At 39.2% G+C, this 22,057-nt stretch carries 22 protein-coding genes and 3 tRNA genes; 3 read left to right on the forward strand and 22 right to left on the reverse strand.

Annotated elements, in window-relative coordinates:
• Positions 1–74: 74 nt before the first annotated feature.
• From PZ638_RS15110 to PZ638_RS15120, 3 genes are read right to left on the reverse strand one after another with little or no spacing between them, the layout of a single operon-like run.
• On the reverse strand, positions 75–1,193 hold the full coding sequence (locus PZ638_RS15110; RefSeq protein WP_272674673.1) for a PTS fructose transporter subunit IIC: 1,119 nt from the start codon (positions 1,191–1,193) through the stop codon (positions 75–77).
• Positions 1,180–1,500 carry a PTS fructose transporter subunit IIB gene (locus tag PZ638_RS15115; protein WP_004256746.1) on the reverse strand — a complete coding sequence of 107 codons (321 nt, stop codon included), beginning with the start codon at positions 1,498–1,500 and terminating at the stop codon, positions 1,180–1,182. The genes PZ638_RS15110 and PZ638_RS15115 overlap by 14 nt, the downstream gene beginning before the upstream one ends.
• A gap of 21 nt (positions 1,501–1,521) precedes the next feature.
• Positions 1,522–1,968 (reverse strand): hypothetical protein, encoded by a 447-nt coding sequence (locus PZ638_RS15120; protein ID WP_004256749.1) that lies wholly within the window; start codon positions 1,966–1,968, stop codon positions 1,522–1,524.
• A gap of 931 nt (positions 1,969–2,899) precedes the next feature.
• Here PZ638_RS15120 and gpmA point away from each other — a divergent pair.
• Complete coding sequence (gpmA, locus tag PZ638_RS15125; protein WP_004256752.1) at positions 2,900–3,652, forward strand: 2,3-diphosphoglycerate-dependent phosphoglycerate mutase; 753 nt, start codon at positions 2,900–2,902, stop codon at positions 3,650–3,652.
• Between the two features lie 164 nt (positions 3,653–3,816).
• On the forward strand, positions 3,817–4,563 hold the full coding sequence (locus PZ638_RS15130) for a hypothetical protein (RefSeq protein ID WP_004256754.1): 747 nt from the start codon (positions 3,817–3,819) through the stop codon (positions 4,561–4,563).
• A gap of 47 nt (positions 4,564–4,610) precedes the next feature.
• Here PZ638_RS15130 and PZ638_RS15135 read toward each other — a convergent pair whose 3' ends face one another.
• The 5 genes from PZ638_RS15135 to PZ638_RS15155 form a co-directional block, all read right to left on the reverse strand.
• Positions 4,611–5,555: a hypothetical protein gene (locus PZ638_RS15135; protein ID WP_144140406.1), complete on the reverse strand. Its 945-nt coding sequence runs from the start codon at positions 5,553–5,555 to the stop codon at positions 4,611–4,613.
• 203 nt (positions 5,556–5,758) lie between these two features.
• On the reverse strand, positions 5,759–6,814 hold the full coding sequence (gene aroG / locus PZ638_RS15140) for a 3-deoxy-7-phosphoheptulonate synthase AroG (protein WP_036957937.1): 1,056 nt from the start codon (positions 6,812–6,814) through the stop codon (positions 5,759–5,761).
• A 353-nt stretch (positions 6,815–7,167) separates the two neighbouring features.
• On the reverse strand, positions 7,168–7,890 hold the full coding sequence (gene pnuC, locus PZ638_RS15145) for a nicotinamide riboside transporter PnuC (RefSeq protein ID WP_094962402.1): 723 nt from the start codon (positions 7,888–7,890) through the stop codon (positions 7,168–7,170).
• 66 nt (positions 7,891–7,956) lie between these two features.
• Positions 7,957–8,997, reverse strand: coding sequence for a quinolinate synthase NadA (nadA, locus tag PZ638_RS15150; RefSeq protein WP_094962401.1), 1,041 nt, complete (start codon positions 8,995–8,997; stop codon positions 7,957–7,959).
• A 503-nt stretch (positions 8,998–9,500) separates the two neighbouring features.
• A complete protein-coding gene (locus tag PZ638_RS15155; protein WP_112307260.1) occupies positions 9,501–10,352 on the reverse strand; it encodes a hypothetical protein in 852 nt (283 codons plus the stop codon).
• Between the two features lie 419 nt (positions 10,353–10,771).
• Between PZ638_RS15155 and PZ638_RS15160 the strand changes: the two genes are divergently transcribed.
• Positions 10,772–11,641, forward strand: coding sequence for an aminoglycoside 6-adenylyltransferase (locus PZ638_RS15160; RefSeq protein ID WP_094962399.1), 870 nt, complete (start codon positions 10,772–10,774; stop codon positions 11,639–11,641).
• 782 nt (positions 11,642–12,423) lie between these two features.
• On the opposite strand, the gene PZ638_RS15165 is transcribed toward PZ638_RS15160, so the two are convergent.
• The 14 genes from PZ638_RS15165 to cydA form a co-directional block, all read right to left on the reverse strand.
• Positions 12,424–12,499: transfer RNA gene (locus PZ638_RS15165), tRNA-Lys, on the reverse strand.
• A gap of 37 nt (positions 12,500–12,536) precedes the next feature.
• A tRNA-Lys gene (locus tag PZ638_RS15170) sits at positions 12,537–12,612 on the reverse strand.
• 36 nt (positions 12,613–12,648) lie between these two features.
• Positions 12,649–12,724 (reverse strand) — tRNA-Lys (locus PZ638_RS15175).
• Between the two features lie 184 nt (positions 12,725–12,908).
• On the reverse strand, positions 12,909–13,700 hold the full coding sequence (gene cpoB / locus PZ638_RS15180) for a cell division protein CpoB (RefSeq protein ID WP_206277827.1): 792 nt from the start codon (positions 13,698–13,700) through the stop codon (positions 12,909–12,911).
• A 22-nt stretch (positions 13,701–13,722) separates the two neighbouring features.
• Positions 13,723–14,220 (reverse strand): peptidoglycan-associated lipoprotein Pal, encoded by a 498-nt coding sequence (gene pal / locus PZ638_RS15185; RefSeq protein WP_004909091.1) that lies wholly within the window; start codon positions 14,218–14,220, stop codon positions 13,723–13,725.
• 44 nt (positions 14,221–14,264) lie between these two features.
• Positions 14,265–15,557: a Tol-Pal system beta propeller repeat protein TolB gene (gene tolB / locus PZ638_RS15190; RefSeq protein WP_004256782.1), complete on the reverse strand. Its 1,293-nt coding sequence runs from the start codon at positions 15,555–15,557 to the stop codon at positions 14,265–14,267.
• A 146-nt stretch (positions 15,558–15,703) separates the two neighbouring features.
• Positions 15,704–16,822, reverse strand: coding sequence for a cell envelope integrity protein TolA (gene tolA / locus PZ638_RS15195; protein ID WP_004256784.1), 1,119 nt, complete (start codon positions 16,820–16,822; stop codon positions 15,704–15,706).
• Positions 16,823–16,873: 51 nt separating this feature from the next.
• On the reverse strand, positions 16,874–17,296 hold the full coding sequence (gene tolR, locus PZ638_RS15200) for a colicin uptake protein TolR (RefSeq protein ID WP_004256786.1): 423 nt from the start codon (positions 17,294–17,296) through the stop codon (positions 16,874–16,876).
• A gap of 18 nt (positions 17,297–17,314) precedes the next feature.
• A complete protein-coding gene (gene tolQ, locus PZ638_RS15205) occupies positions 17,315–17,998 on the reverse strand; it encodes a Tol-Pal system protein TolQ (protein WP_004256787.1) in 684 nt (227 codons plus the stop codon).
• On the reverse strand, positions 17,995–18,390 hold the full coding sequence (ybgC, locus tag PZ638_RS15210; protein WP_414703341.1) for a tol-pal system-associated acyl-CoA thioesterase: 396 nt from the start codon (positions 18,388–18,390) through the stop codon (positions 17,995–17,997). The genes tolQ and ybgC overlap by 4 nt, the downstream gene beginning before the upstream one ends.
• Positions 18,391–18,524: 134 nt before the next feature.
• A complete protein-coding gene (ybgE, locus tag PZ638_RS15215; protein ID WP_004256791.1) occupies positions 18,525–18,812 on the reverse strand; it encodes a cyd operon protein YbgE in 288 nt (95 codons plus the stop codon).
• A gap of 5 nt (positions 18,813–18,817) precedes the next feature.
• The gene (gene cydX, locus PZ638_RS15220; protein WP_004256792.1) at positions 18,818–18,931 is read right to left on the reverse strand and encodes a cytochrome bd-I oxidase subunit CydX; all 114 of its coding nucleotides are present in this window, start codon (positions 18,929–18,931) and stop codon (positions 18,818–18,820) included.
• Positions 18,932–18,942: 11 nt separating this feature from the next.
• Complete coding sequence (gene cydB, locus PZ638_RS15225) at positions 18,943–20,082, reverse strand: cytochrome d ubiquinol oxidase subunit II (protein ID WP_004256794.1); 1,140 nt, start codon at positions 20,080–20,082, stop codon at positions 18,943–18,945.
• A gap of 14 nt (positions 20,083–20,096) precedes the next feature.
• On the reverse strand, positions 20,097–21,665 hold the full coding sequence (gene cydA, locus PZ638_RS15230; RefSeq protein ID WP_004256799.1) for a cytochrome ubiquinol oxidase subunit I: 1,569 nt from the start codon (positions 21,663–21,665) through the stop codon (positions 20,097–20,099).
• Positions 21,666–22,057: the final 392 nt, after the last annotated feature.

Below are 22,057 nucleotides of genomic sequence, written 5' to 3' on the forward strand. Positions count from 1 at the left end.
TTTTTAGCAGAACAGCCCCGTCACGTTATTCACGCTAATTAACACTGTACGACATTATTAAAATAACTCTCTAATTAACGACCGACTTTAAATTTAGGAATAGCTGTTTCTGTTTTTTTAGTTTCTATCGTTTCATTACCACGAAATATTAATAAAGAGCCAATAGTAATAATTGCAGATCCCACAGCAACCGATAATATATATATCGGCCATTTATCTACGGCTAACCACCCATAAAATCCCGAAATAGGAGCATGATTTATCGCACCTAGACCGACCGCCATAGCTGCACCTGTTGCTGCACCAATAATGTTAATGATAATAATCTTTGGATTAGCAAGAGCAAATGGGATCGCGCCCTCAGAAACGCCAATTAACCCCATTAGCGTAGAAGCTTTTCCTGCTTCTCTTAATGATTCAGGAAAACGTTTTGACCAAATTAGCGTTGCTAAACCGATCCCAATTGGGGGAATAATAATAGCAACTTGAGCTGCTGTATTTGGCTCGTAAATTTCCGATGCTAATAATGCCATTGCAGTGGTTACTGCGGCTTTATTAACCGGGCCACCAAGGTCAAATCCAACCATTGCGCCAATAACGGCAGCAAGAATTACTTTATTAGATCCCGACATTGATAAAAGCCATTGCTCCATACCATGATTAAGTGCCGCTAAAGGTGCACCAATCACAAATGCCATAATAATACAGGTGAGTAATGTACCACCTACTGGCAAAATAAAAATCGGTCCTGCTGATGCAAGTGATTTTGGTAATTTCGTATATTTAGCTAACAAACGTACAATATAACCAGCAATAAACCCTGCTGCTAAGGCCCCTAAAAACCCGGTACCTAAATTACTTGCCAACAAACCACCGACCATTCCAGGCGCTAAACCAGGCTTATTCGCGATAGCAAAGCTGATATACCCCGCGACGATAGGTAACATAAGAGAGAGTGCTAACCCTCCAAAACCATCAAATTTATGAAGCACTTGGACGACGAAATTTGTAGCTTCCAGATGGCTAGAATCCCAAATATTATCAATACCATATAAAGATGCACCAATACGAGATATCCCCATAATCACTGCACCTGTGATAACAAATGGCAGCATCCATGACACACCCGTCATAATGGCATTTTTTATTTCCGTACCAATGCCTAGTTTCGATGTTCCATTAGACTGCCCCATTTTTCATTTCCTCCTCAATTGCATCAATAATTGCATCGCCATACTTGATTGGGTCTGCAACACTGCATTCAAGCTTAATCATCCCATTAAATCGCTCCTTATTAATAACAGCGACATCAGCAGCCAAAATGACCGCATCTGCTCTTGCTAAATCGTCACTGGTAATCTCATTTTCAATTCCCATACTCCCTTGAGTTTCAACTTTAATTTCATGGCCTCTTTTTTTTCCTATGATATCCAACGATTCAGCAGCCATATATGTATGAGCAACACCAGTAGGACAAGCCGCAACACAAACAATAAACATAACAACTCCTTAAAATTTAATTCAGACAATAAAAAAAGCACAATGGCATAAATGCGCATTGTGCTTTTTAAAGGCAGCTAAAGGTAAAGAAATAATATTTCCAGGTGCACCACTAGAATGACGACAAATCATTATGTGGCGCAAACTGGACACAAGGAATAAAAAGATCAATTCGTGACGTTTACGAATATTTAATGATATTAAAGGATTAACATAAGCATTTCTTTCTAATTTAGTTAAATCGCTATCAAATACAGAAATATAAAGCTTCTGTGCACTCTGCCATAACTGCGACCAATTAACTGAGAAATCATTTTCAGATTGATTAGAATTCTCAGATTCATCTTTTTCAAGGGAAGCAATTGGTACAAACCAGCAAATTTTGCTTAATAAAGCTTTCATTTTGCTATCAAGTGATAGCAAAAATAAAATGCAGCCTTTAAAAAATAAAGCAAAATGTAAAGACATAGTGTCCCCCTTTAGAAACTAGTACCATTCTAAACGTATAAAATAGAAAATTACTGTGATTCCACCCTCATTTATTAAATTAAATAAAAATTAAAATGCTAAAAATATTAATGGCTATTTTCATTTTTCAATAAAAACCTGATTATCAAAGATTTATCTAAAATAAATTTTTTAGATAAATAATAACCTCACTGAAAACCTAAAAGTATAATAATCTAAGAATTTCGCAATACTATTAATTATTAATCTGAGCTTTTTATATTAATCCAATAGAAGCTATTTTTATATGTTTTTATATAGAATGCCATTTTTCTTATTGGCTAAATTTAAAGAGATACAATGAAACAAAAAAATCAAAAAACAATTAATTTAGGATAGGGTAACATAATAATTCGATTGATACCCCTAAAGCACCTAAATGATATTACTCAATATGAGATTATAAAATAACGCATAAATAAACATTAAAAAATTCAACTTTATCAATCCATTAGTCACTTTTACGCTCATTTTGCTTAGCTATATCGTTAAAAAATCTAGAGTGAATGCATCATTGAACAAAAAGCATACAAAAAGAGAATGTAATACTGCAAAATTATAGATAAAAGCAACAATCTCCAATAATTCGTAAAAAATAGCCATTACCGGTTCTTCTTGTTAGAAGTAATTGAGTGCTTAGATTGATATCTATCATGGGAATGCACAAACAATCATTTTACCACTTGCTGTATCGATTCAATTCGAGTTAAATTTAGAGTATCCACAGGATCTATGAACCTAGAAAACAAGTCATCACTCTCGTGTAAAATTTGTTTTTCGCATTGATAGGGAGAAAATGCAAGTTGCTACTAGCGTTCGAGTTGACTATCCCTATAATGTAGGTCAGCAATAATTCATTTTTAATTTGAGTGTACTGATAGGAGTTTTAGCTATGGCTGTAACTAAACTGGTTTTAGTAAGACACGGTGAAAGTGAGTGGAACAAAGAAAACCGCTTCACAGGTTGGACTGATGTAGAACTGTCCGATAAAGGCCGCGAAGAAGCAAAAATTGCAGGCCAACTGCTAAAAGACGAAGGTTTTGTGTTTGATTTTGCTTACACTTCCGTTCTGAAACGCGCTATTCATACTTTATGGAATATCCTTGATCAAGTTGAACAATCATGGCTACCCGTTGAAAAAAGCTGGAAATTAAATGAACGCCACTACGGTGCTCTGCAAGGTTTAGACAAATCAGAAACCGCGGCAAAATACGGTGACGAGCAAGTTAAATTATGGCGCCGTGGTTTTGCTATCACACCTCCAGACCTAGAAAAAGATGATGAGCGTTACCCAGGGCACGATCCTCGCTACGCGAAACTGTCAGATAAAGAATTACCCGTTACTGAAAGCTTAGCAACCACTATTGAGCGTGTCGTTCCTTACTGGGAAGAAGTCATCAAGCCTCGCGTTACTAGTGGCGAGAAAGTCATTATTGCCGCTCATGGTAACTCTCTGCGTGCTTTAGTGAAACACTTAGACAACTTAAGTGAAGATGAAATTTTGGAATTAAACATCCCAACTGCGGTACCAATGGTTTATGAGTTCGATGAAAACATGAAACCAATCAAACGTTACTATTTAGGTAACCAAGATGAAATTGCTGCAAAACAAGCCGCAGTAGCAAACCAAGGTAAAGCGAAGTAATTATTAACTTTATCTCTAAATATTGAAGGGCTAAGCCATATGCTTAGCCCTTTTTTCTTATCCATTTACTTCTATTCCTCAAAAAAACTTAACTCACAGTGTAAGAAATCCCAATAACCGATTATTATAGGGAAAACACATTGAAAGGTTGATAAAACAATAAAATGAACAAATTTAATATGTATGTTTGGGTTGGCCTTGTACTTAGCGCCAGTATCTTGGGTTCCCTGCTGTATATGATCCAAGGTGGCGAATTAGTCGTTGATGGTTCAAATGGTGCTGCTAATGCCGAGCTGATGAAAACCTTAATGATCATTGCTTGTATTAGCTTCCCAGTACAAATTATTAGTATGATGGTGATGACTTATAAACCTCGGTTATCCATTGTCCTTGCGGTACTCAGTAGCCTAGCATTAATGCCAATCACCATTGTATTTACCATGGGAATGATTTTCTCTGCGATCCGCTGGCGTTACCATCAGTTAACCCAATTTGATACCTCTTTAAATGTTCAATTTGACCAACGCGTTGAGTTCAACAAACGCAATAACCGTATTTTAGTTGTTGCTCTTGGCTTAATCAGTATCACCTTTATTATATTAAGCCAAAGCTTAGGGATGTTCCTGTTTGTTTTCACCATTTTCCTTGGTTACTTTGGCAAAAAAGCGGGTGATGGTGTCTATTTAGCGATTAAAGACTCATATTTCTATATTCGCCCAAACATTTTCGCTTACTGTTATCGTATTCCATTAAAAGAGGTGGAATATACAAAAGGCGAGAAAGGCAAAGTACATTTTGATGTCCAGACCGATACTGAACGATTGCAATTAACGGCAACTCCGGCGAATGCAACACCTGAAGAACAGTCAAAATTGAATACCTTCATTAACCAAATTCAAAAAAAACAGTAAGTGGGCGACACAATGACTGCCGCTTGACAAGCCGGCAGTCGTTACGATTAATTTGCGTTAGGTATCATAGGCATTACAGGTGGAGTCAAGTTAATAATATTCACTTCATTAGGAGAACCTATACTAATAAAGTGATTATCTATGAACGAAACAGTCCATTCTCCCAAAATATCTACTGGAGAAAAACCACTATTCCCACTTAAATGAAGTGTACTATTAGGATTTTTAATTGCATACTCTTTAATAGTTTCATTAATAATAGAAACTATTCTTTTATCTTCTTTAACTTTATCTTTTAAACTTGATATAAATTCATTGTAATATTCAGTGCTAGGAAATGATTCTTTGTCCGATACATAGTCTGCCTCATATTCTAAAATTGATTTCTCAATGCGGGGGATTCCTTCCCGAATATATTTAACATCCTCCATATAATTATAGACATTATTGGAAATATATCCATTATCGTTATCTATTTCTGCATTCATTAAATTAAATATATATTCAACTTCATACTTGAAATCATTATTTAATTTAGGTCCAGAAATATTCGCTTTCAAATCATACCAAATTGCTGAATTCATTGAAGGATAATTTTTGCGAGACAAAATAGGCACTTCATCTAATTGACTTACCTTTTCAGCGAGAGGGCGGATTTGTTCTAAGATAGCCGTTCTTTTATCTGGGTTTTCAATGTACTCATTCATTAACTCAGATACCTTAATATTATCCTTATATTCACTTGCTCTTATGTTAAGATAATCATTTAACGAATCAATATATTTAAATGAATCGGTTTTATCTTTATCATTCCCCCAGCCTCCTCTAATGCTAATATCAATATCATTATTCAGCCTTACACGATCTTCCTCTAACTCTTTCCTAGCATTCATAATACTTTCTTGCATTATTTCTGCACTCTCTTTCAATTTATTAGAAAGCACTCTAAGATTGATTTCATAATTAATTCTTGATTTATCAGTTAATGCCATTTTATATACTCCTTTATATGAAAACTTAACTAACTTTAAAGAATGCCATTAATAAAATGACAAAAAAAAATAATAATGCAGCTTAGAATAAAAAACTAATTTATTTTTTGTATAATAAAAAATATAAAATTCCATCGTGCTGTATATATATAAAAAAAGCCAGATATTAAAATATCTGGCTTGATGTACTTATTATTCTTAAATTATTTATTTCGACGAGCGATCACCGCATCTGATAACTGACGCAATACTTTTTCAGTATCACTCCAACCAATACACGCATCCGTCACACTTTTACCGTAAACTAATGGCTCATCAGATTCGAGATTCTGGTTACCTTCAACAAGATTACTTTCAATCATAATCCCTGTAATCGAACGGTCACCTTGGCGGATTTGCTCGCTAACGTCCGTCGCCACTTCCATTTGTTTCTCGAATTTTTTGCAGCTATTTGCATGGCTAAAATCAATCATGATACTAGGCACAAGCCCCGCTTTCTCTAGCCCTTCACGGACTTCTTGCACATGCTTAGCACTGTAATTTGGTTCTTTACCACCACGTAAAATAATATGGCAATCTGGGTTTCCGCTAGTGTTCACTATCGCAGAGTGGCCCCACTTGGTCACTGACAAGAAACAGTGGGCTGAACGCGCTGAGTTAATTGCATCAATGGCAATTTTAATTGTGCCATCTGTACCATTTTTAAAACCAACAGGGCAAGATAAACCAGACGCTAGCTCACGGTGAATTTGTGATTCAGTGGTTCGAGCACCAATAGCTCCCCAACTCATCAAATCTGCCACGTATTGTGGGCTAATGACATCTAAGAACTCACCCGCAGTTGGTAAGCCTTGGTTATTGATTGTCAGCAATAATTCACGAGCAATACGTAAACCTTCGTTAATATCAAAGCTACAATCCATTTTAGGGTCATTAATTAGCCCTTTCCAACCCACCGTTGTGCGTGGCTTTTCAAAATACACGCGCATCACAATTTCCAGTGAACCTTTTAATTCCTCACGTAATTTACCCAAGCGCTCTGCGTATTCTAAAGCCGCTTTAGTATCATGAATCGAGCAAGGGCCAATAACTACCACTAAACGGTCATCTTTACCGGCTAAAATATTGTGGATTGCCAGGCGTGCTTCATGAACGGTAAACGCAGCTTTGTCGGTTGCTGGAAATTTTTCAAGTAGAGCAATTGGTGGTAATAATTCTTTTATTTGTTTTATTCTGACGTCATCGTTCTGATAATTCATACCTGTATATCCAATGTTTATTATTTTTACTGTAGTTGATTTACATGCCAAATTTATCCAAGTTGGTTTCGCCCGAACAAAGCGCAGAGTAGACAGCTGAATTCCTTCACTGTACTCGAAAGGATAAAAGATAATTAGCATCGAAATTTTAATCTAACCGTTCAACAGACATCTGTAAACAGGCAAGCGCACGATAAAACTAGGACTTTATTAGTAGCCAATTATAAAATGAGGTGAAATGTTGAAATTTAGCATGATAAGTAGGCAGAACTGGCATTTTTCAGAGCAAATAATAACTAAAACAGCTAAATGACGATAATGCCACTTTAGCTGTTTTAGATGATTTTTTCTGTCTAAGTACGAGAAATGGGCATGGAGCCGTTTTCTTTTGCTGATTTTATCCAAAGCCTAGAGCCATTTAGGGCGATACCTAATAAAATTAAGTATTCTAAGGACATGGCATAAACACCTTGAATAAAGAAAATCACAATACTGATGACGTTAATAATGACCCACAACAACCAGTTTTCTACATATTTACGTGTCATTAAAATCATCGCGACAACGGAAAGAATGGTCATCGTCGAATCCCAGAATGGGAAGGCATCAGGTTCTATTGCAGGCATTGCGAGGTTAGCGCCAAATAGATTTAATAACTCGACGGCCCATCTCGCCAGCACACTAAATACCGAATCAATATTAAATGTCAGATAAATAATAGCGATAACTGAAATAACCAATGTTATAGCTGCTTTTGGTAAGCTCAACCAACGAATTTTTAGCTCTGCTTGCTGCGAACTAGTAACTCTGCTCCATGCGTACCAGCCATAGATATTAGCGACAAAGAAAAATATCTGTAACAATAGATTTGCATATAGCTGAATTTGAAAGAAAATAACTGCAAACAGAGAAACGTTAATTAACCCAAATAGATAATTAATCGTTTTTTCTAGACTCGCAAGTAGAATACAAAGTAAGCCAGCAATGGTCCCCACGGCTTCAATGTAAGATAAATCATAAACTGATCCCCAAAGCGGGATCTGCACTAACGTATTGGCTGTACTAAAGAAATCCATCCCAAAATCCTTTATAAGTGATCGTTAATGTTGTATTGCTCAGTATTTCATTCAAATTATATTTTATTATTTTAGACTCTCTGCAAAATCTAGCATTTTATTTAATGGTCGTAATGCTTTTTCTCGTAATATCTCACTGACATGAATTTGATGGTCTTGCGAATTCCCTTCCAAAGCATCAGCAATCGCTTTTAAGCCATTCATTGCCATCCAAGGGCAATGTGCGCAAGTTCGACATGTTGCGCCCTCACCCGCTGTTGGAGCGATGTAAAGCGTCTTCTCCGGGCAAGCTTGCTGCATTTTGTAAAAAATACCTTTATCCGTCGCCACTATCATCAATGGGTTAGGCAAATTTTGTGCTGCTTTAATTAACTGACTTGTAGAACCGACCGCATCTGCAAGGTCGACTATCGCTTGTGGTGACTCAGGGTGAACCAATACCGCAGCTTCAGGGTATAGAGCTTTCATTTTTTCTAATGATTGTGTTTTAAATTCATCATGAACGATGCAAGCCCCTTGCCAACACAGAATATCAGCCCCAGTTTGTTGTTGGACATAACGCCCAAGATGGCGGTCTGGGGCCCAAATTATTTTTTCACCTAAGCTATCAAGGTGCTCTATTAATTCAACAGCAATACTGGATGTGACTACCCAATCAGCCCGAGCCTTTACCGCTGCGGAAGTATTAGCATACACCACCACAGTTCTATCTGGATGCTCATCACAAAAATGGATAAATTCTTCTTCAGGGCAACCTATATCAAGGGAACATTGGGCTTCTAATGTTGGCATTAAGACTTGTTTTTCTGGGCTGAGAATTTTTGCGGTTTCGCCCATAAATTTCACTCCAGCAACAACTAAGGTAGATGCCGAATGTTTAGCCCCAAAACGCGCCATTTCAAGTGAATCTGCAACACAGCCCCCAGTTTCTTCTGCAAGTGCTTGAATTTCAGGATCAGTATAGTAGTGTGCAACGATTACCGCATTTTTCTCCACCAATAGCGACTTAATCTTCTGCCGATAAAATTCTTTTTCATCCGAGCTTAATCGTGCTGGTTTTGCTGGGAACGGATAAACTGACTGGTCAAAATCGATAAACACGCTCATTGGTTGCCTCTGTTTAGCAAAAAGCGATTTTATTACCTTATGCAAGTTTAAAACCGCAAGTTTACACACATTTTGTTTTATATACTAAACACGATACGCTAGTTTGCTCAATAAGTCTTCACTATTTTTACTTATCTAGCATCATTTCCTCCCTATTACCGATTTACCTCAAAGGATATACCAGACATCAAAGTAAAAGTTGATTGATCTTTGATTTATCAATAAATGGTGTTTAATTAGAAGGTTAATTTGTATATGTAATAGGGAGCGTACAAGTTAATTTTACATAACCAAAATAATTCGAACTGTGATATGCGACAAGGGAAATAGACGGGATGCATAGATAAACTCTGTGACTCGGCGAGCGTAGCCCAGTCACTTATACCTCAACTAAAAGCGCTGCAACTTGAAGAATTACGGTTATAAATGTCATGAAATGAAAAAGTAACAACCTACCTACTTGCATTGTAGGCAGGTATGATGAATCAAAGGAAGATATGCAACTAATATATTGGTATAGGTAGAAGAATGGATTCTACAATATTATCATGACTTACTACATTAGATAGAATTTGCTCTCTGCTATAAAGTCCTGCAATATTATCTGTTAAATTACCACCATCAATATGCCATTCTGATTTTATTTTATTTTTATTACTAATAACCTCACCTTCTTTAGTATTATCTTGTATTAATTTATCACTCGACATGTCCATTTCTTGTCTACATTCATCAACAATTTTAAGTTCATCATTCTCAGAATTACTAGTATTTAAACTCTCATCTAATTGGTTATTATAATGTAAATATCCTACCATATAAGATATATCATTTGCAGTGTATCTTACTTTAGCCAAGGAACCGTGAAAAGCTAAAGTATCCCCTTTAGCATCAATGACCAACTGGCTAACCCTGGCATCAGACTTGGATAACAGTCGGTGTAATCTAGAGCCAATATATGGATAATTACGAATTTTTTCTGTCACATTATCATAATCCTCAGCGATGTTTGGTGTAATGTTTTTTTTCTCTGCTGGGTTTTTAATATAAAAACTTAAGTTATCTTGCAGTTTCTGATAGCTATTTAGAGCATCCTTAACGGTATCGATATAATCTTTAATTCTATAAATATATTTTTTAGATTGAACATATTCAGAGTATGTTAGTTTACTTTCAAACAGGTCACTTTCGGCATCGAATATACTCTTACGTTTAGTTTCTGTTTTTAATATTTTTTCAGCTAACTCACCTAGTTCTGCATGAAGTTCTTGTATAATTCCATTCATATATTCATAATGTTTTTTTAATTCCAAAAAACATTCATCTCCGTTTAGTTCCTTTGTTCTCATTCCCATTTTAATTCCCTCTTAAAAAAACAAATAATAATTTGTTAAGCAATTAAATACAAATTTCATATTAATATATAACAGAGGAAATAATACCTTATAAATATAGTTACAAATAATAAAATACAGAGTAATTTCAGAGTGCTTTCAAAAAGTAAAACTTAAAGTAAATTCAGATTAGCTATATCATCATTGTAATCTTTTTCATCCCCATGTTTAATGTAATATACTTTTAGCGATTAAGGCAATTTTGGTACTAACACAGCCGAATTTCTGATACCTCTCCTATAAATGTTAACGACTTTCCCTCACTTTAGAAAAAACTTAGTCATTTAAGTACTCTTTTCATACTTTTTACGTTTGAACCTTCGCTTTTCTACCTCTTTATCGGTATCGTAGCCATCCTTACTTAATTCATTAGGTCAGTTATGGAATCACCTGCATTATTAATAAATAAAATTATTTCAGTTTCATTGCTCGATCCAAGAATTGAAGCCGTGGTATTAACCGGCTCTCGAGGGCGAGAACAACATATCGATAGTTATTCTGATATTGATATCGAATTGATTGGCCACGGGGTGACAGAGCTATTCCAACAAACACATTGGATTAATAACTTTGGTACCCCCTTGGCTGCTCTTCATTTACTTAACGAAGAAAATGATGCGCCAGACTGGCCTACTTGCTTGGTGATCTATGAAGAAGGCCGCAAAGTTGATTTCACTTTTGCAGAACCTGAGCGTCTCGAAAAAATGAAGTGTGAAGGTTTAGATGCGACATTTTCACGGGGCTTTACTGTTTTATTGGATAAAACAGGGATCGCTAATGGACTACCTGAAAATGCCAACTCAACATCTTTACAGCCAAAGCCTGTTAGTGCCTCTGAATTTGCCGAGATAATCACCGATTTTTGGCATGAGGCTCATCAAGTCGCCATCGCACTCACACGAAATGAGTTATGGGTGGCATGGTCGCGAAGTGCAGATATGAAGCAGTATTTTCTCACACTAGTTGAAAACCTAGTTTCTCTGCAAGGTAAGCATGTTTGGTATAAAGGCCGTCAATATCACGAATGGATGCCTAAACCCTATATCGAGGCATTGGAGGTTATTTTTAATTGTGGAACGGCTCACAGCGCTTCATTGTCTCTTCAGTGTTTGATGCGCTGCTTTAATGAAGTAGCTACCGAGCTCGCTAGCCTTCAAGGCTTCAATGATATGCAGCTTATGGCAGAAAAAATGCAAGAACTGCTTATTGGCATTTTGCAGGATAACGCCCTACTCCCTGAAACACTGTAAAATAAGATAAATATAAATGAAGCACAGCAAAGGAATGCGGTGCTTTTATTGTTGTGAGCGATTAGACAACTAAGTACTTACTTAGGTAAATATTACTTGGATTGCTTGCTTGATAATGGCTTGAAATGGTGGGTCGTGCAGGATTGAAATCCTTCGGATTTGCCCTACGGGCTGAACCTGCAACCAGCTTGTCGAGGTCTGGCTTAACGACTGAATGTTTACTTAGGTGATTGTTAAATTGGATTATTTGCTTAGGAATGCCTTGAGATGGTGGGTCGTGCAGGATTGAAATCCTTCGGATTTGCCCTACGGGCTGAACCTGCAACCAGCTTGTCGAGGTATGGCTTAACGACTGAGTGTTTACTTAGGTGAGTATTGGCTTGGATCGTTTGTTTAGGAATAGCTTTGAGATGGTGGGTCGTGCAGGATTGAAATCCTTCGGATTTGCCCTACGAGCTGAACCTGCAACCAGCTTGTCGAGGTATGGCTTAACGACTGAGTGTTTACTTAGGTGAGTATTGGCTTGGATCGTTTGTTTAGGAATAGCTTTGAGATGGTGGGTCGTGCAGGATTGAAATCCTTCGGATGTTTACTTAGGTGAGTATTGGCTTGGATCGTTTGTTTAGGAATAGCTTTGAGATGGTGGGCCGTGCAGGATTTAAATCCTTCGGATTTACCCTACGGGCTGAACCTGCAACCAGCTTGTCGAGGTATGGCTTAACGACTGAGTGTTTACTTAGGTGATTGTTAAATTGGATTATTTGCTTAGGAATGCCTTGAGATGGTGGGTCGTGCAGGATTCGAACCTGCGACCAATTGATTAAAAGTCAACTGCTCTACCGACTGAGCTAACGACCCATCTAAATTGCTTTTTTTTACTACAATAGGTTTTAGATGGTGGGTCGTGCAGGATTCGAACCTGCGACCAATTGATTAAAAGTCAACTGCTCTACCGACTGAGCTAACGACCCATCTAAATTGTTTTTTTTACTACTATAGGTTTTAGATGGTGGGTCGTGCAGGATTCGAACCTGCGACCAATTGATTAAAAGTCAACTGCTCTACCGACTGAGCTAACGACCCATCTAAAACTAAATTTCTTTCTGTTTTTCGAGATTTTCGGCTAACCGTATTCTCGTATCAACGGCGGCTTATATTACTGATTTCTGACGAGGGTGCAATGATTTTTTTTTAAAAAAAGTTTAAATGCGCACTTATCATACTGATAACCCCGAAATATTCGGTAATATTGCTTCGGGGCTATAAATTAAAGTGTACTCAGCTTTTTTTCGGCTAATTTTGAACCAGCACTGTTTGGATATTGTTTCAATACCTGTTGGTAAACAGCTTTCGCTTTATCTTTTTGTCCCTTATCTTGCATGATCAGCCCAACTTTATATAAGGCTTCGCTGCTTTTTTGGGATTTAGGGTACTGCTTAACTACAGTGGCGAAATAAAAAGCAGCATCGTCTTTGCTACCTTTATTGTAGTTTAACTGCCCCAGCCAATAGTTGGCGTTAGATTGATACCCAGACTTAGGGTAGGCTTTAATAAAACCTTGTAATGCACCTATTGCTTGGTCAATTTGAGCTTTGGATTTGCTTTCCATCGCTAATTTGACTGCAGCATTGTAATCATCTTTCTCATTTCCACTTGTATTGGCCGCTGCCGTAGGTGTCGCTGAGGAAGATGATCCATTTGATGCGCTAGTGTCAGGTGTTGCTGTATCGCCTGAGGTTGCTGAATTACCACCGCCCGCATTGTCTAATTGCATGTATAAATCTTTCTGACGCTCAATGACTTGATTCAATTTGTATTCACTTTCTTGAATCTGACCACGTAACATGTCGATGTCGCGTTGATTGTCAGCGAGTTGCTGTTGAATTTGATACAGAATTTGACCTTGAGAGCTAACTGCTGTCTCAAGTTGGGTAAGGCGGTCTGCTGTTGAACCAGATCCGACATTGTTGATTGGCGCTTGGGCAATAGCGACCCAAGGGGCCGCTACGCCAACCAATAACGACAGACCGACTAGTAAGTGTCTGAAGTTACTGTTCATAATAGATAATTTCGCTTATCTATTAGTATGCAATGACTGCACGACGGTTTTTCGCGTAGTCTGCTTCAGTGTGACCTAACACAGCTGGTTTTTCTTTACCGTAAGAAACCAGTGAAACTTGGTCACCAGAAACACCTTTGCTTTGCAGGTACATTTTAACTGCATTAGCACGACGCTCGCCCAGCGCGATGTTATATTCTGGAGTACCACGCTCATCCGCATGACCTTCAACAACAACACGTACAGATGGGTTGCTACGCAGGAATGCTGCGTGTGCATCTAACATTTCAGCGTATTCTGGAGATACGTTGTATTTGTCAAAGCCAAAGTAAACAGTGTTGTTTTGTTGCAGCTGTTCCATTTGCTGACGTGCCAGCTCTTCCGCAGACAGACCAGTATTAGTTTGGTTAGTAGAAGTATCTACGCCATCTTGGTCATTGTTTTTGTTAGAGCTACAAGCTGCGACTGCCATGATTGGTAACGCGATCATCAGCCCTTTAAGCACTTTATTCAGTTGCATCGTTTTGATCCTTAATATTTTTTGCCACACATTATTATTATGCATCACAGATACGGCGACCAGGCAGGAAATTTAACCTGTCCATCGGTAGCCGGAAGACGCGCTTTGAAACGCCCGTCGGTCGAAACTAGCTGCAATATAGTCCCCAAGCCTTGAGAGGAGCTATAAATTACCATAGTGCCGTTAGGTGCGATACTCGGCGTTTCATCTAGGAACGTTTTCGTTAAAAATTCAACGTTATTCGTTGCCAGATCTTGTTTGGCGACATGTTGCTGACCGCCACCGGAGCTGACCATCACTAAGAAAGTACCATCCGGGCTAACATCAGCGTCCTGATTTTGTGTTCCTTCCCAGGACACACGCTCAGGGCTGCCACCATTAATATTCATTTTATAAATCTGCGGACGTCCTGCCTGATCTGAAGTATAGACTAAAGTTTGGCTATCTGGCATCCAACTTGGCTCGGTATTGTTACTACGACCATCGGTTACCTGACGAATTTGCCCACTCGCTAAGTCCATTACATATAAATTCAAGCTGCCTGTTTTAGACAATGCAAATGCCAGTTTAGTCCCATCCGGAGAGAATGCAGGTGCCCCATTGTGACGAGGGAATGATGCTACCTGACGAACCGCTCCTGTCGATAAGGTTTGAATGACAAGTGCTGAACTGCCGCTTTCAAATGTAACATAAGCCAGTTTTTCACCATCTGGTGACCATGCTGGCGACATCAAAGGTTCTGGTGAACGGTGAACCGTAAACTGGTTAAAACCGTCGTAATCAGAAACACGTAATTCATATGGATACTGACCGCCTTTGTTGACAACAATATAAGCAATACGTGTACGGAATGCACCACGAATACCTGTCAATTTTTCAAAGACTTCATCACTTGCAGTATGCGCTGCATAACGTAACCATTCTTTTGTTACTTTATATTGGTTCTGAGATAAAACAGCACCTGGATTAGCCGCGACATCGACTAACTGATAGCTAACAACAAAGCTACCATCTGCTGCAGGCTGTACTTGCCCCACAACAACTGCGTTAATACCTAACGCTGTCCACGCTTCAGGAATCACTTCAGAAGCGGTACCTGGTTGTTGAGGCATACGGCTTGGTTCGATAGGGTTAAATTTCCCGCTATTGCGTAAATCAGCACCGACTATTTGGCCGACTTCTTGTGGTGGTGCGCCGGCACCTGACCATTTAAACGGCACAACACCAATAGGTTGAGCTGAGTTAACACCTTCAGTGATCTCAATACGTATTTCAGCCTGAGCCACTGTCGCCCATAGCATTAGGAACCCTAAAACTACTTTAAAAGCCTGCTTCATTCTTATCTCCCTTACTGCGGATTATTTACTACCGCAATAATTCGCTGAATTTTAACAAAGGTATAATAACAAAACTAGATACCACACAAACTATTTATGCTATTGCCTTAATAATATCAATACAGACTGCTCTGAGTTATTGAATATTAAGGTTTAAACACAACCGTGCTACCTGCTTTATTAAACGTATCATAGACTTCTCTGCTAGGTGGTTTAGGCATCGTTGCAAGTTTTGCTGCTCGGATTGCTGCATCACAGAGTGCCGCGTCATTGGCCGGGCTATTTTTTGGTGTAATACTCACCAATAACCCATCTGGCGCGAGCTTCAATTGAAGTTCACAAGTACGCCCACGGAAAGTATCTGAATCATAAAACTTACTTTGGATAGCCGCTTTGACTTTACCAGCATAGCTGTCCACATCAGCATTGGATGCCCCTGATTTTTTACCGCCACCTTTTCCAGCTGCAGCTTCGCCACCTTGTTTGCTAGGGCCTGATGCCGTTAAATCACCAAGTAAATCGTCAACGGAAGCGGCATTTTTTGCAGCCTCAGCCTTAGCTTTTGCCGCTTTGGCTTTAGCTTCTTTATCTGCTTTTTCTTTGGCTTCCTTATCGGCTTTAGCTTTAGCTTCTTTCTCAGCTTTTACTTTAGCGTCCTTTTCTGCTTTTTCCTTGGCTTCTTTTTCGGCTTTCTCTTTAGCTTCTTTTTCAGCTTTGGCTTTCGCCGCTTCTGCTTCTTTCTGAGCTTGTGCCTCAGCTTTCGCCTTTTCAGCAGCTTGCTCTTTAATTAATTTTTCTTTTTCTGCTTTCGCTTTCGCGGCAGCTTCTTCAGCTATTTTTTGCTCTTCCTTCGCTTTTTTAGCCGCTTCTAACGCTTTTTTCTGTTGTTCTTCGGCTTGCTTTTGTTGCTCCGCCGTTGCACGCTCAGTTTTAATACGCTCTTCTTCAAGCTGCTGAAGACGCTTTTGTTCCTTTTCTTGCTGCTCTCTAAGCTCAGCCTCTTGCTTTTGTTCTTGCTCTTTACGCTCTTTCGCCGCTTGTCTGACGTTATTTTGCTGCCTTTGCATTTCTTCATATTGCTCAACAACCACGCCAGGGTCAACCATCACCGCATCGATGACAGTTCCCTCTTCTCCGCCACCACCAAGTTTGACGACGGAAACTAAAGAGCCTATAACAATCAAGCCGATCAATAGGACGTGCAATACAATTGACATCACTAATGATCGATTTAAGTTATCTTTTTTCTCTTTTGTCTTTCCCACTCTGGTATCCAAAAAAAGAATTGTGACTTATTCAAACGACAATAACCCAGCCTAAATAGGCTGAGTCATCAAGCCAACCGATTTTATCCCTGCGCTGTGTAATATATTCAGCGCCTTAATCACTTCTTCATAAGGGACTTCTTTTGCTCCACCAATCAAGAAAATCGCTTTTGGATTTTTCTCTAATTGAGATTTTGCTTCTGCCGCAATTTGCTCTGGTGGTAACAATTCTAGAACCTCACCATCAAGACGCATATTATATTGGCCAACCCCCGACACTTCTAAAATAATCGGTGGGTTATCACTTGATGAAACGGTTTGTGTATCTGTTGCATCCGGCAATTCAACTTCCACACTTTGAGAAATAATCGGTGCTGTTGCCATAAATATCAGCAACAGTACCAACAATACGTCCAGTAATGGAACAATGTTGATTTCGGATTTCAGCTCACGTCTGCGACTTGTGCGCGCCATTCGCTTATCTCCCCCGTCTTATTTCTTATCAGCAGAGAAAGCTTGACGATGCAAGATGGCTAAAAACTCTTCCATAAAGTTATCGTAGTTTTGCTCTAATTTGCTGACACGTAAGTTCAAACGGTTAAATGCCATAACTGCAGGGATCGCTGCAAACAAACCAATTGCGGTTGCAATCAATGCTTCAGCAATACCCGGTGCAACCATTTGTAATGTTGCTTGTTTTACCGCGCCCAATGCAATAAATGCATGCATAATCCCCCAAACGGTACCAAATAAACCAATATAAGGGCTAATTGAGCCAACAGTACCTAAAAATGGGATATGCGCTTCAACTGATTCAAGTTCACGATTCATTGAGATACGCATTGCACGAGAAGCCCCCGTGACTACCGCATCTGGCGCATGAATATTCGCTTGGTGTAAACGAACGAACTCTTTAAAACCAGAATGGAAAATTTGTTCGGCACCACTCAATTCATCACGGCGAGCTTGGCTTTCTTTATATAAGCGCGATAACTCGATACCTGACCAGAACTTATCTTCAAATGCTTCAGCCTCACGAGTTGCCGCATTTAAAATTTTCGTTCTTTGAATAATGATCGCCCATGATGCGATAGAAAAACCGATCAAAACGAACATAATGAGCTGAACCAAAAGGCTCGCTTTAAGGAATAAATCCAGGATATTCATGTCAGTCACTGTTTAAACTCCGCGACAATAGACTTAGGAAGCGCAATCGGCTTCATTTTTGATGTGTCCACACAAGCAATAAGGGCATTTGCCCCACAAAGCAGGTTACCTTGCGAATCAACTAACCTTTGCTGAAAAGTTAATGAAGCGCGTTTCATTTCAATAATTTTCGTTTCAACTTCCAGCAGGTCATCTAGCTTAGCGCCTTTGACAAAATCAATTGTCATGCTTCGCACAACGAAGCCAAGGTTTTCAGCAAGCATACTTTGTTGATTGATACCTCTATTTCGCAGCATTTCGGTTCTTGCTCGCTCAAAAAAGGCTAAATAGCGTGCATGATAAACAACACCGCCCGCATCTGTATCTTCATAATACACGCGAACAGGCCAGCGAAATAACATAACAATCACTCCGTCTTAGGTTAAATTAATTAACGGTGCCACTATACGCAAGACAGTGCCAGTTTGGAATCACTTTGAAAGTAAAGATATCAAAAATAATTATGGGTCCATTGACCCATAATTAGCAATTAGAATTATCTAAAGACCTGAAAAAGTCCCCAAATAAGAATGATGGCAGCTGGCAATGGATGGAAAATTGCACGGAAGATAACTTTTTTAGGTTTAAAACCCACACCAAAAATCATCGCGGTACATGTTGCCCATATTAACAACAGCCCTTGCCATATCTGAAATGAACTCGTTTTCGCAGCAAATAGGGTTGGATCCCACATGACTGCACCTGCAGTTACTAAAGCTAAAATAAGGATAAGGGCCCTTATCGGCCCCTTATCCAATAGCTGATAGGTTTTATCCACCAGCATTTTTATTACTCACCATCTTTAGCTGTTTTAGAGTCTTCTGAGTGCTCTAATGCTAATGCTGCAATCACTGCAAAACTACAAGCTAACAGCGTGCCGAGGATCCAGGCGAAATACCACATAGTTATGCTCCTTAATACAGCGAGTGCTTGTTGCCTTCGATGAAGTTTTTGTCCAAACGACCGAACATTTTGTAGTAACACCATGCGGTGTATGCCAGTACGATTGGAACAAAGATAATAGCAACAACAGTCATCACTTGCAGTGTGAACAAGCTAGATGTTGCATCCCACATGGTCAAACTTGCGTTTGGCATGATGCTTGAAGGCATGATGAATGGGAACATTGCTACACCACAGGTTAAAATGATACAAGCGATAGTTAATGAAGAACTCACAAACGCCCAACCATTTTTGTCTGCTTTACTAAACAGCATTGTGATTAACGGTAGTGCTACACCTAGAGCAGGCAACGCCCACAGAATTGGGTAAGTGTTGAAATTAGTCAACCAAGCACCTGATTCAACTGCGACTGTTTTGTTGAGTGGGTTAGAAACACTCAATGTATCGATAGTTGAAGTAACAACATAACCATCAATACCCATTACTAACCAAACACCTGCGCCTGCGAAAGCAACTAAAGTAACTAATGCACAGATATAAGTCGCTTTACGAACACGTAAGTACAGTTCACCCGTGGTACGCATTTGCAAATAAGTTGCACCTTGCGTCACAATCATCATTAAGCCGACAACACCCGCTAACAGACCATATGGGTTTAGCAGACCAAACAGGTTACCTGTATAAGTCAGGTACTGCTGGTTATCGATTTGTAGTGGAACACCTAATAACAGGTTACCAAACGCAACACCGATAACTAATGGTGGAACGAAACCACCAATAAACAGACCCCAGTCCCACATATTACGCCATTTTGGGTTCTCCAGTTTTGAACGGTAGTCGAAACCAACCGGACGGAAGAACAGTGCTGCTAATACCAAAATCATAGCGACATAGAAGCCGGAGAATGCCGCAGCATAAACTTGTGGCCATGCAGCGAACATAGCACCACCCGCGGTGATTAACCAAACTTGGTTACCATCCCAGTGAGGTGCAACTGCGTTAATCATGATACGGCGTTCAGTATCTGTTTTACCTAAGATAGGTAATAAGAAGCCAACGCCCATGTCAAAGCCATCTGTGACAGCAAACCCAATCAGTAATACACCGATAAGGATCCACCACACAAATCGAAGAACTTCATAATCAAACATAAGTGGACTCCTATTTACTGAACGTCGTGTGCAGAAGTGTTTTTCTGTTCAAAGTGGTAACGACCGGTTTTCAGGCTACTTGGCCCTTTACGAGCGAATTTGAACATTAAGAACATTTCAGCAATTAAGAACAGTGTGTACAGACCACAGATCAATACCATAGAGAAGATCAGGTCATGGGTTGTCAAGTTGGAGTGTGCAACCGAAACCGGTAACACTTCACCAATTGCCCATGGCTGACGACCATATTCAGCAACGAACCAACCCGATTCAATTGCAATCCATGGTAATGGAATACCGAGTAGTGCAATACGCAGCAATAGTTTATTTTGACCAATACGGTTACGAACTACTGACAGGAATGCCCAGCCAATAATCAACAGTAACAGGAAGCCAACACCAACCATGATACGGAATGCCCAGAACAGAGGCCCAACGTTAGGAATACTATCTTTCACTGCTTTTTGGATTTGAGCTTCAGTTGCATCAACAACATTTGGTGCATATTGTTTTAACAGAAGACCATATCCAAGATCTTTTTTGCTTGCTTCGAATGCCGCACGCAGTTCAGGATCTTTATTACCTGCAAGAAGTTCTTGTAACTGACCGTATGCAATCATACCGTTACGAATGCGAACTTCGTGTTGTTTCATTAGGTCTTTCAAGCCTAAAACAGGTGTGTCGACAGAACGGGTTGCAATGATACCCATCGCCCAAGGAATCGAGATAGCAAATTTATTTTCTTGTTTCTCGGTATCTGGCCAAGCGATTAGGTTAAACGCGGCTGGAGGAGCATGAGTTTCCCACTCAGCTTCAACGGCTGCAAGTTTCGTTTTTTGTACGTCACCCATTTCGTAACCTGATTCATCACCAAGAACGATAACAGATAGAACCGCTGCAATACCAAAACTTGCCGCAATTGCAAAAGAACGCTTAGCAAAAGCAACATCACGACCTTTAAGCAGGTAGTAAGAGCTAATACCTAAAATAAACATTGCACCGGTACAATAACCTGCAGCAACTGTGTGGACGAATTTAACTTGTGCGACTGGGTTCAAGACTAGCTCAGAGAAGCTAACCATTTCCATACGCATGGTTTCAAAGTTGAAATCAGCAGCGATTGGGTTTTGCATCCAACCGTTCGCGACCAAAATCCACAGAGCAGAGAAGTTAGAACCTAAAGCAACTAACCATGTTACAGCAAGGTGTTGTTTTTTGCTTAAACGATCCCAACCAAAGAAGAATAAACCAACAAAGGTAGATTCTAAGAAGAACGCCATCAAACCTTCGATTGCAAGAGGTGCACCGAAGATATCTCCAACGTAGTGAGCGTAGTAAGACCAGTTAGTACCGAATTGGAACTCCATGGTCAAACCCGTTGCAACACCCAGAGCAAAGTTAATACCGAATAACTTACCCCAGAACTTAGTCATATCTTTATAAATTTGTTTGCCTGACAGTACATATACCGTCTCCATAATCGCAAGCAAAAACGCCATACCTAGCGTTAATGGTACGAACAGGAAGTGATACATCGCAGTTAAGGCAAACTGTAATCGTGACAGTTCGACAATATCAAACATCTTGACTCCTTGCTCCTAGCAGGAAGACACCGACTTGCGGCAACCCAGCTTCCAGTTTTAAATACTTAGAAAGCCTCTTAACTACCAGCAAAAAATGCCTCAAAACAACAAATAATTAACAAAATTAAAAGAACAAACGTTACTATAATAATAGTACGCCTATCTTCACACACAATAAACTTCTTTTACGTGACTCAGATTTGAATTCTGAATTTACATCAATAATTATACCCTTTAATAGAAAATCGAGTATTTGATCGAGCACCAATTTAAGCAATTTGAACAAATAAAGCCAGAGGCAATGAATTGATTTACGTCAATTTTTTTCCTGTTGTTAATTGATATACCTGTCAGTCAATTAATGGTTATTTACTTGTTAAAATGCTGTTATT

Source organism: Providencia hangzhouensis, assembly GCF_029193595.2.
Taxonomy (GTDB): domain Bacteria; phylum Pseudomonadota; class Gammaproteobacteria; order Enterobacterales; family Enterobacteriaceae; genus Providencia; species Providencia hangzhouensis.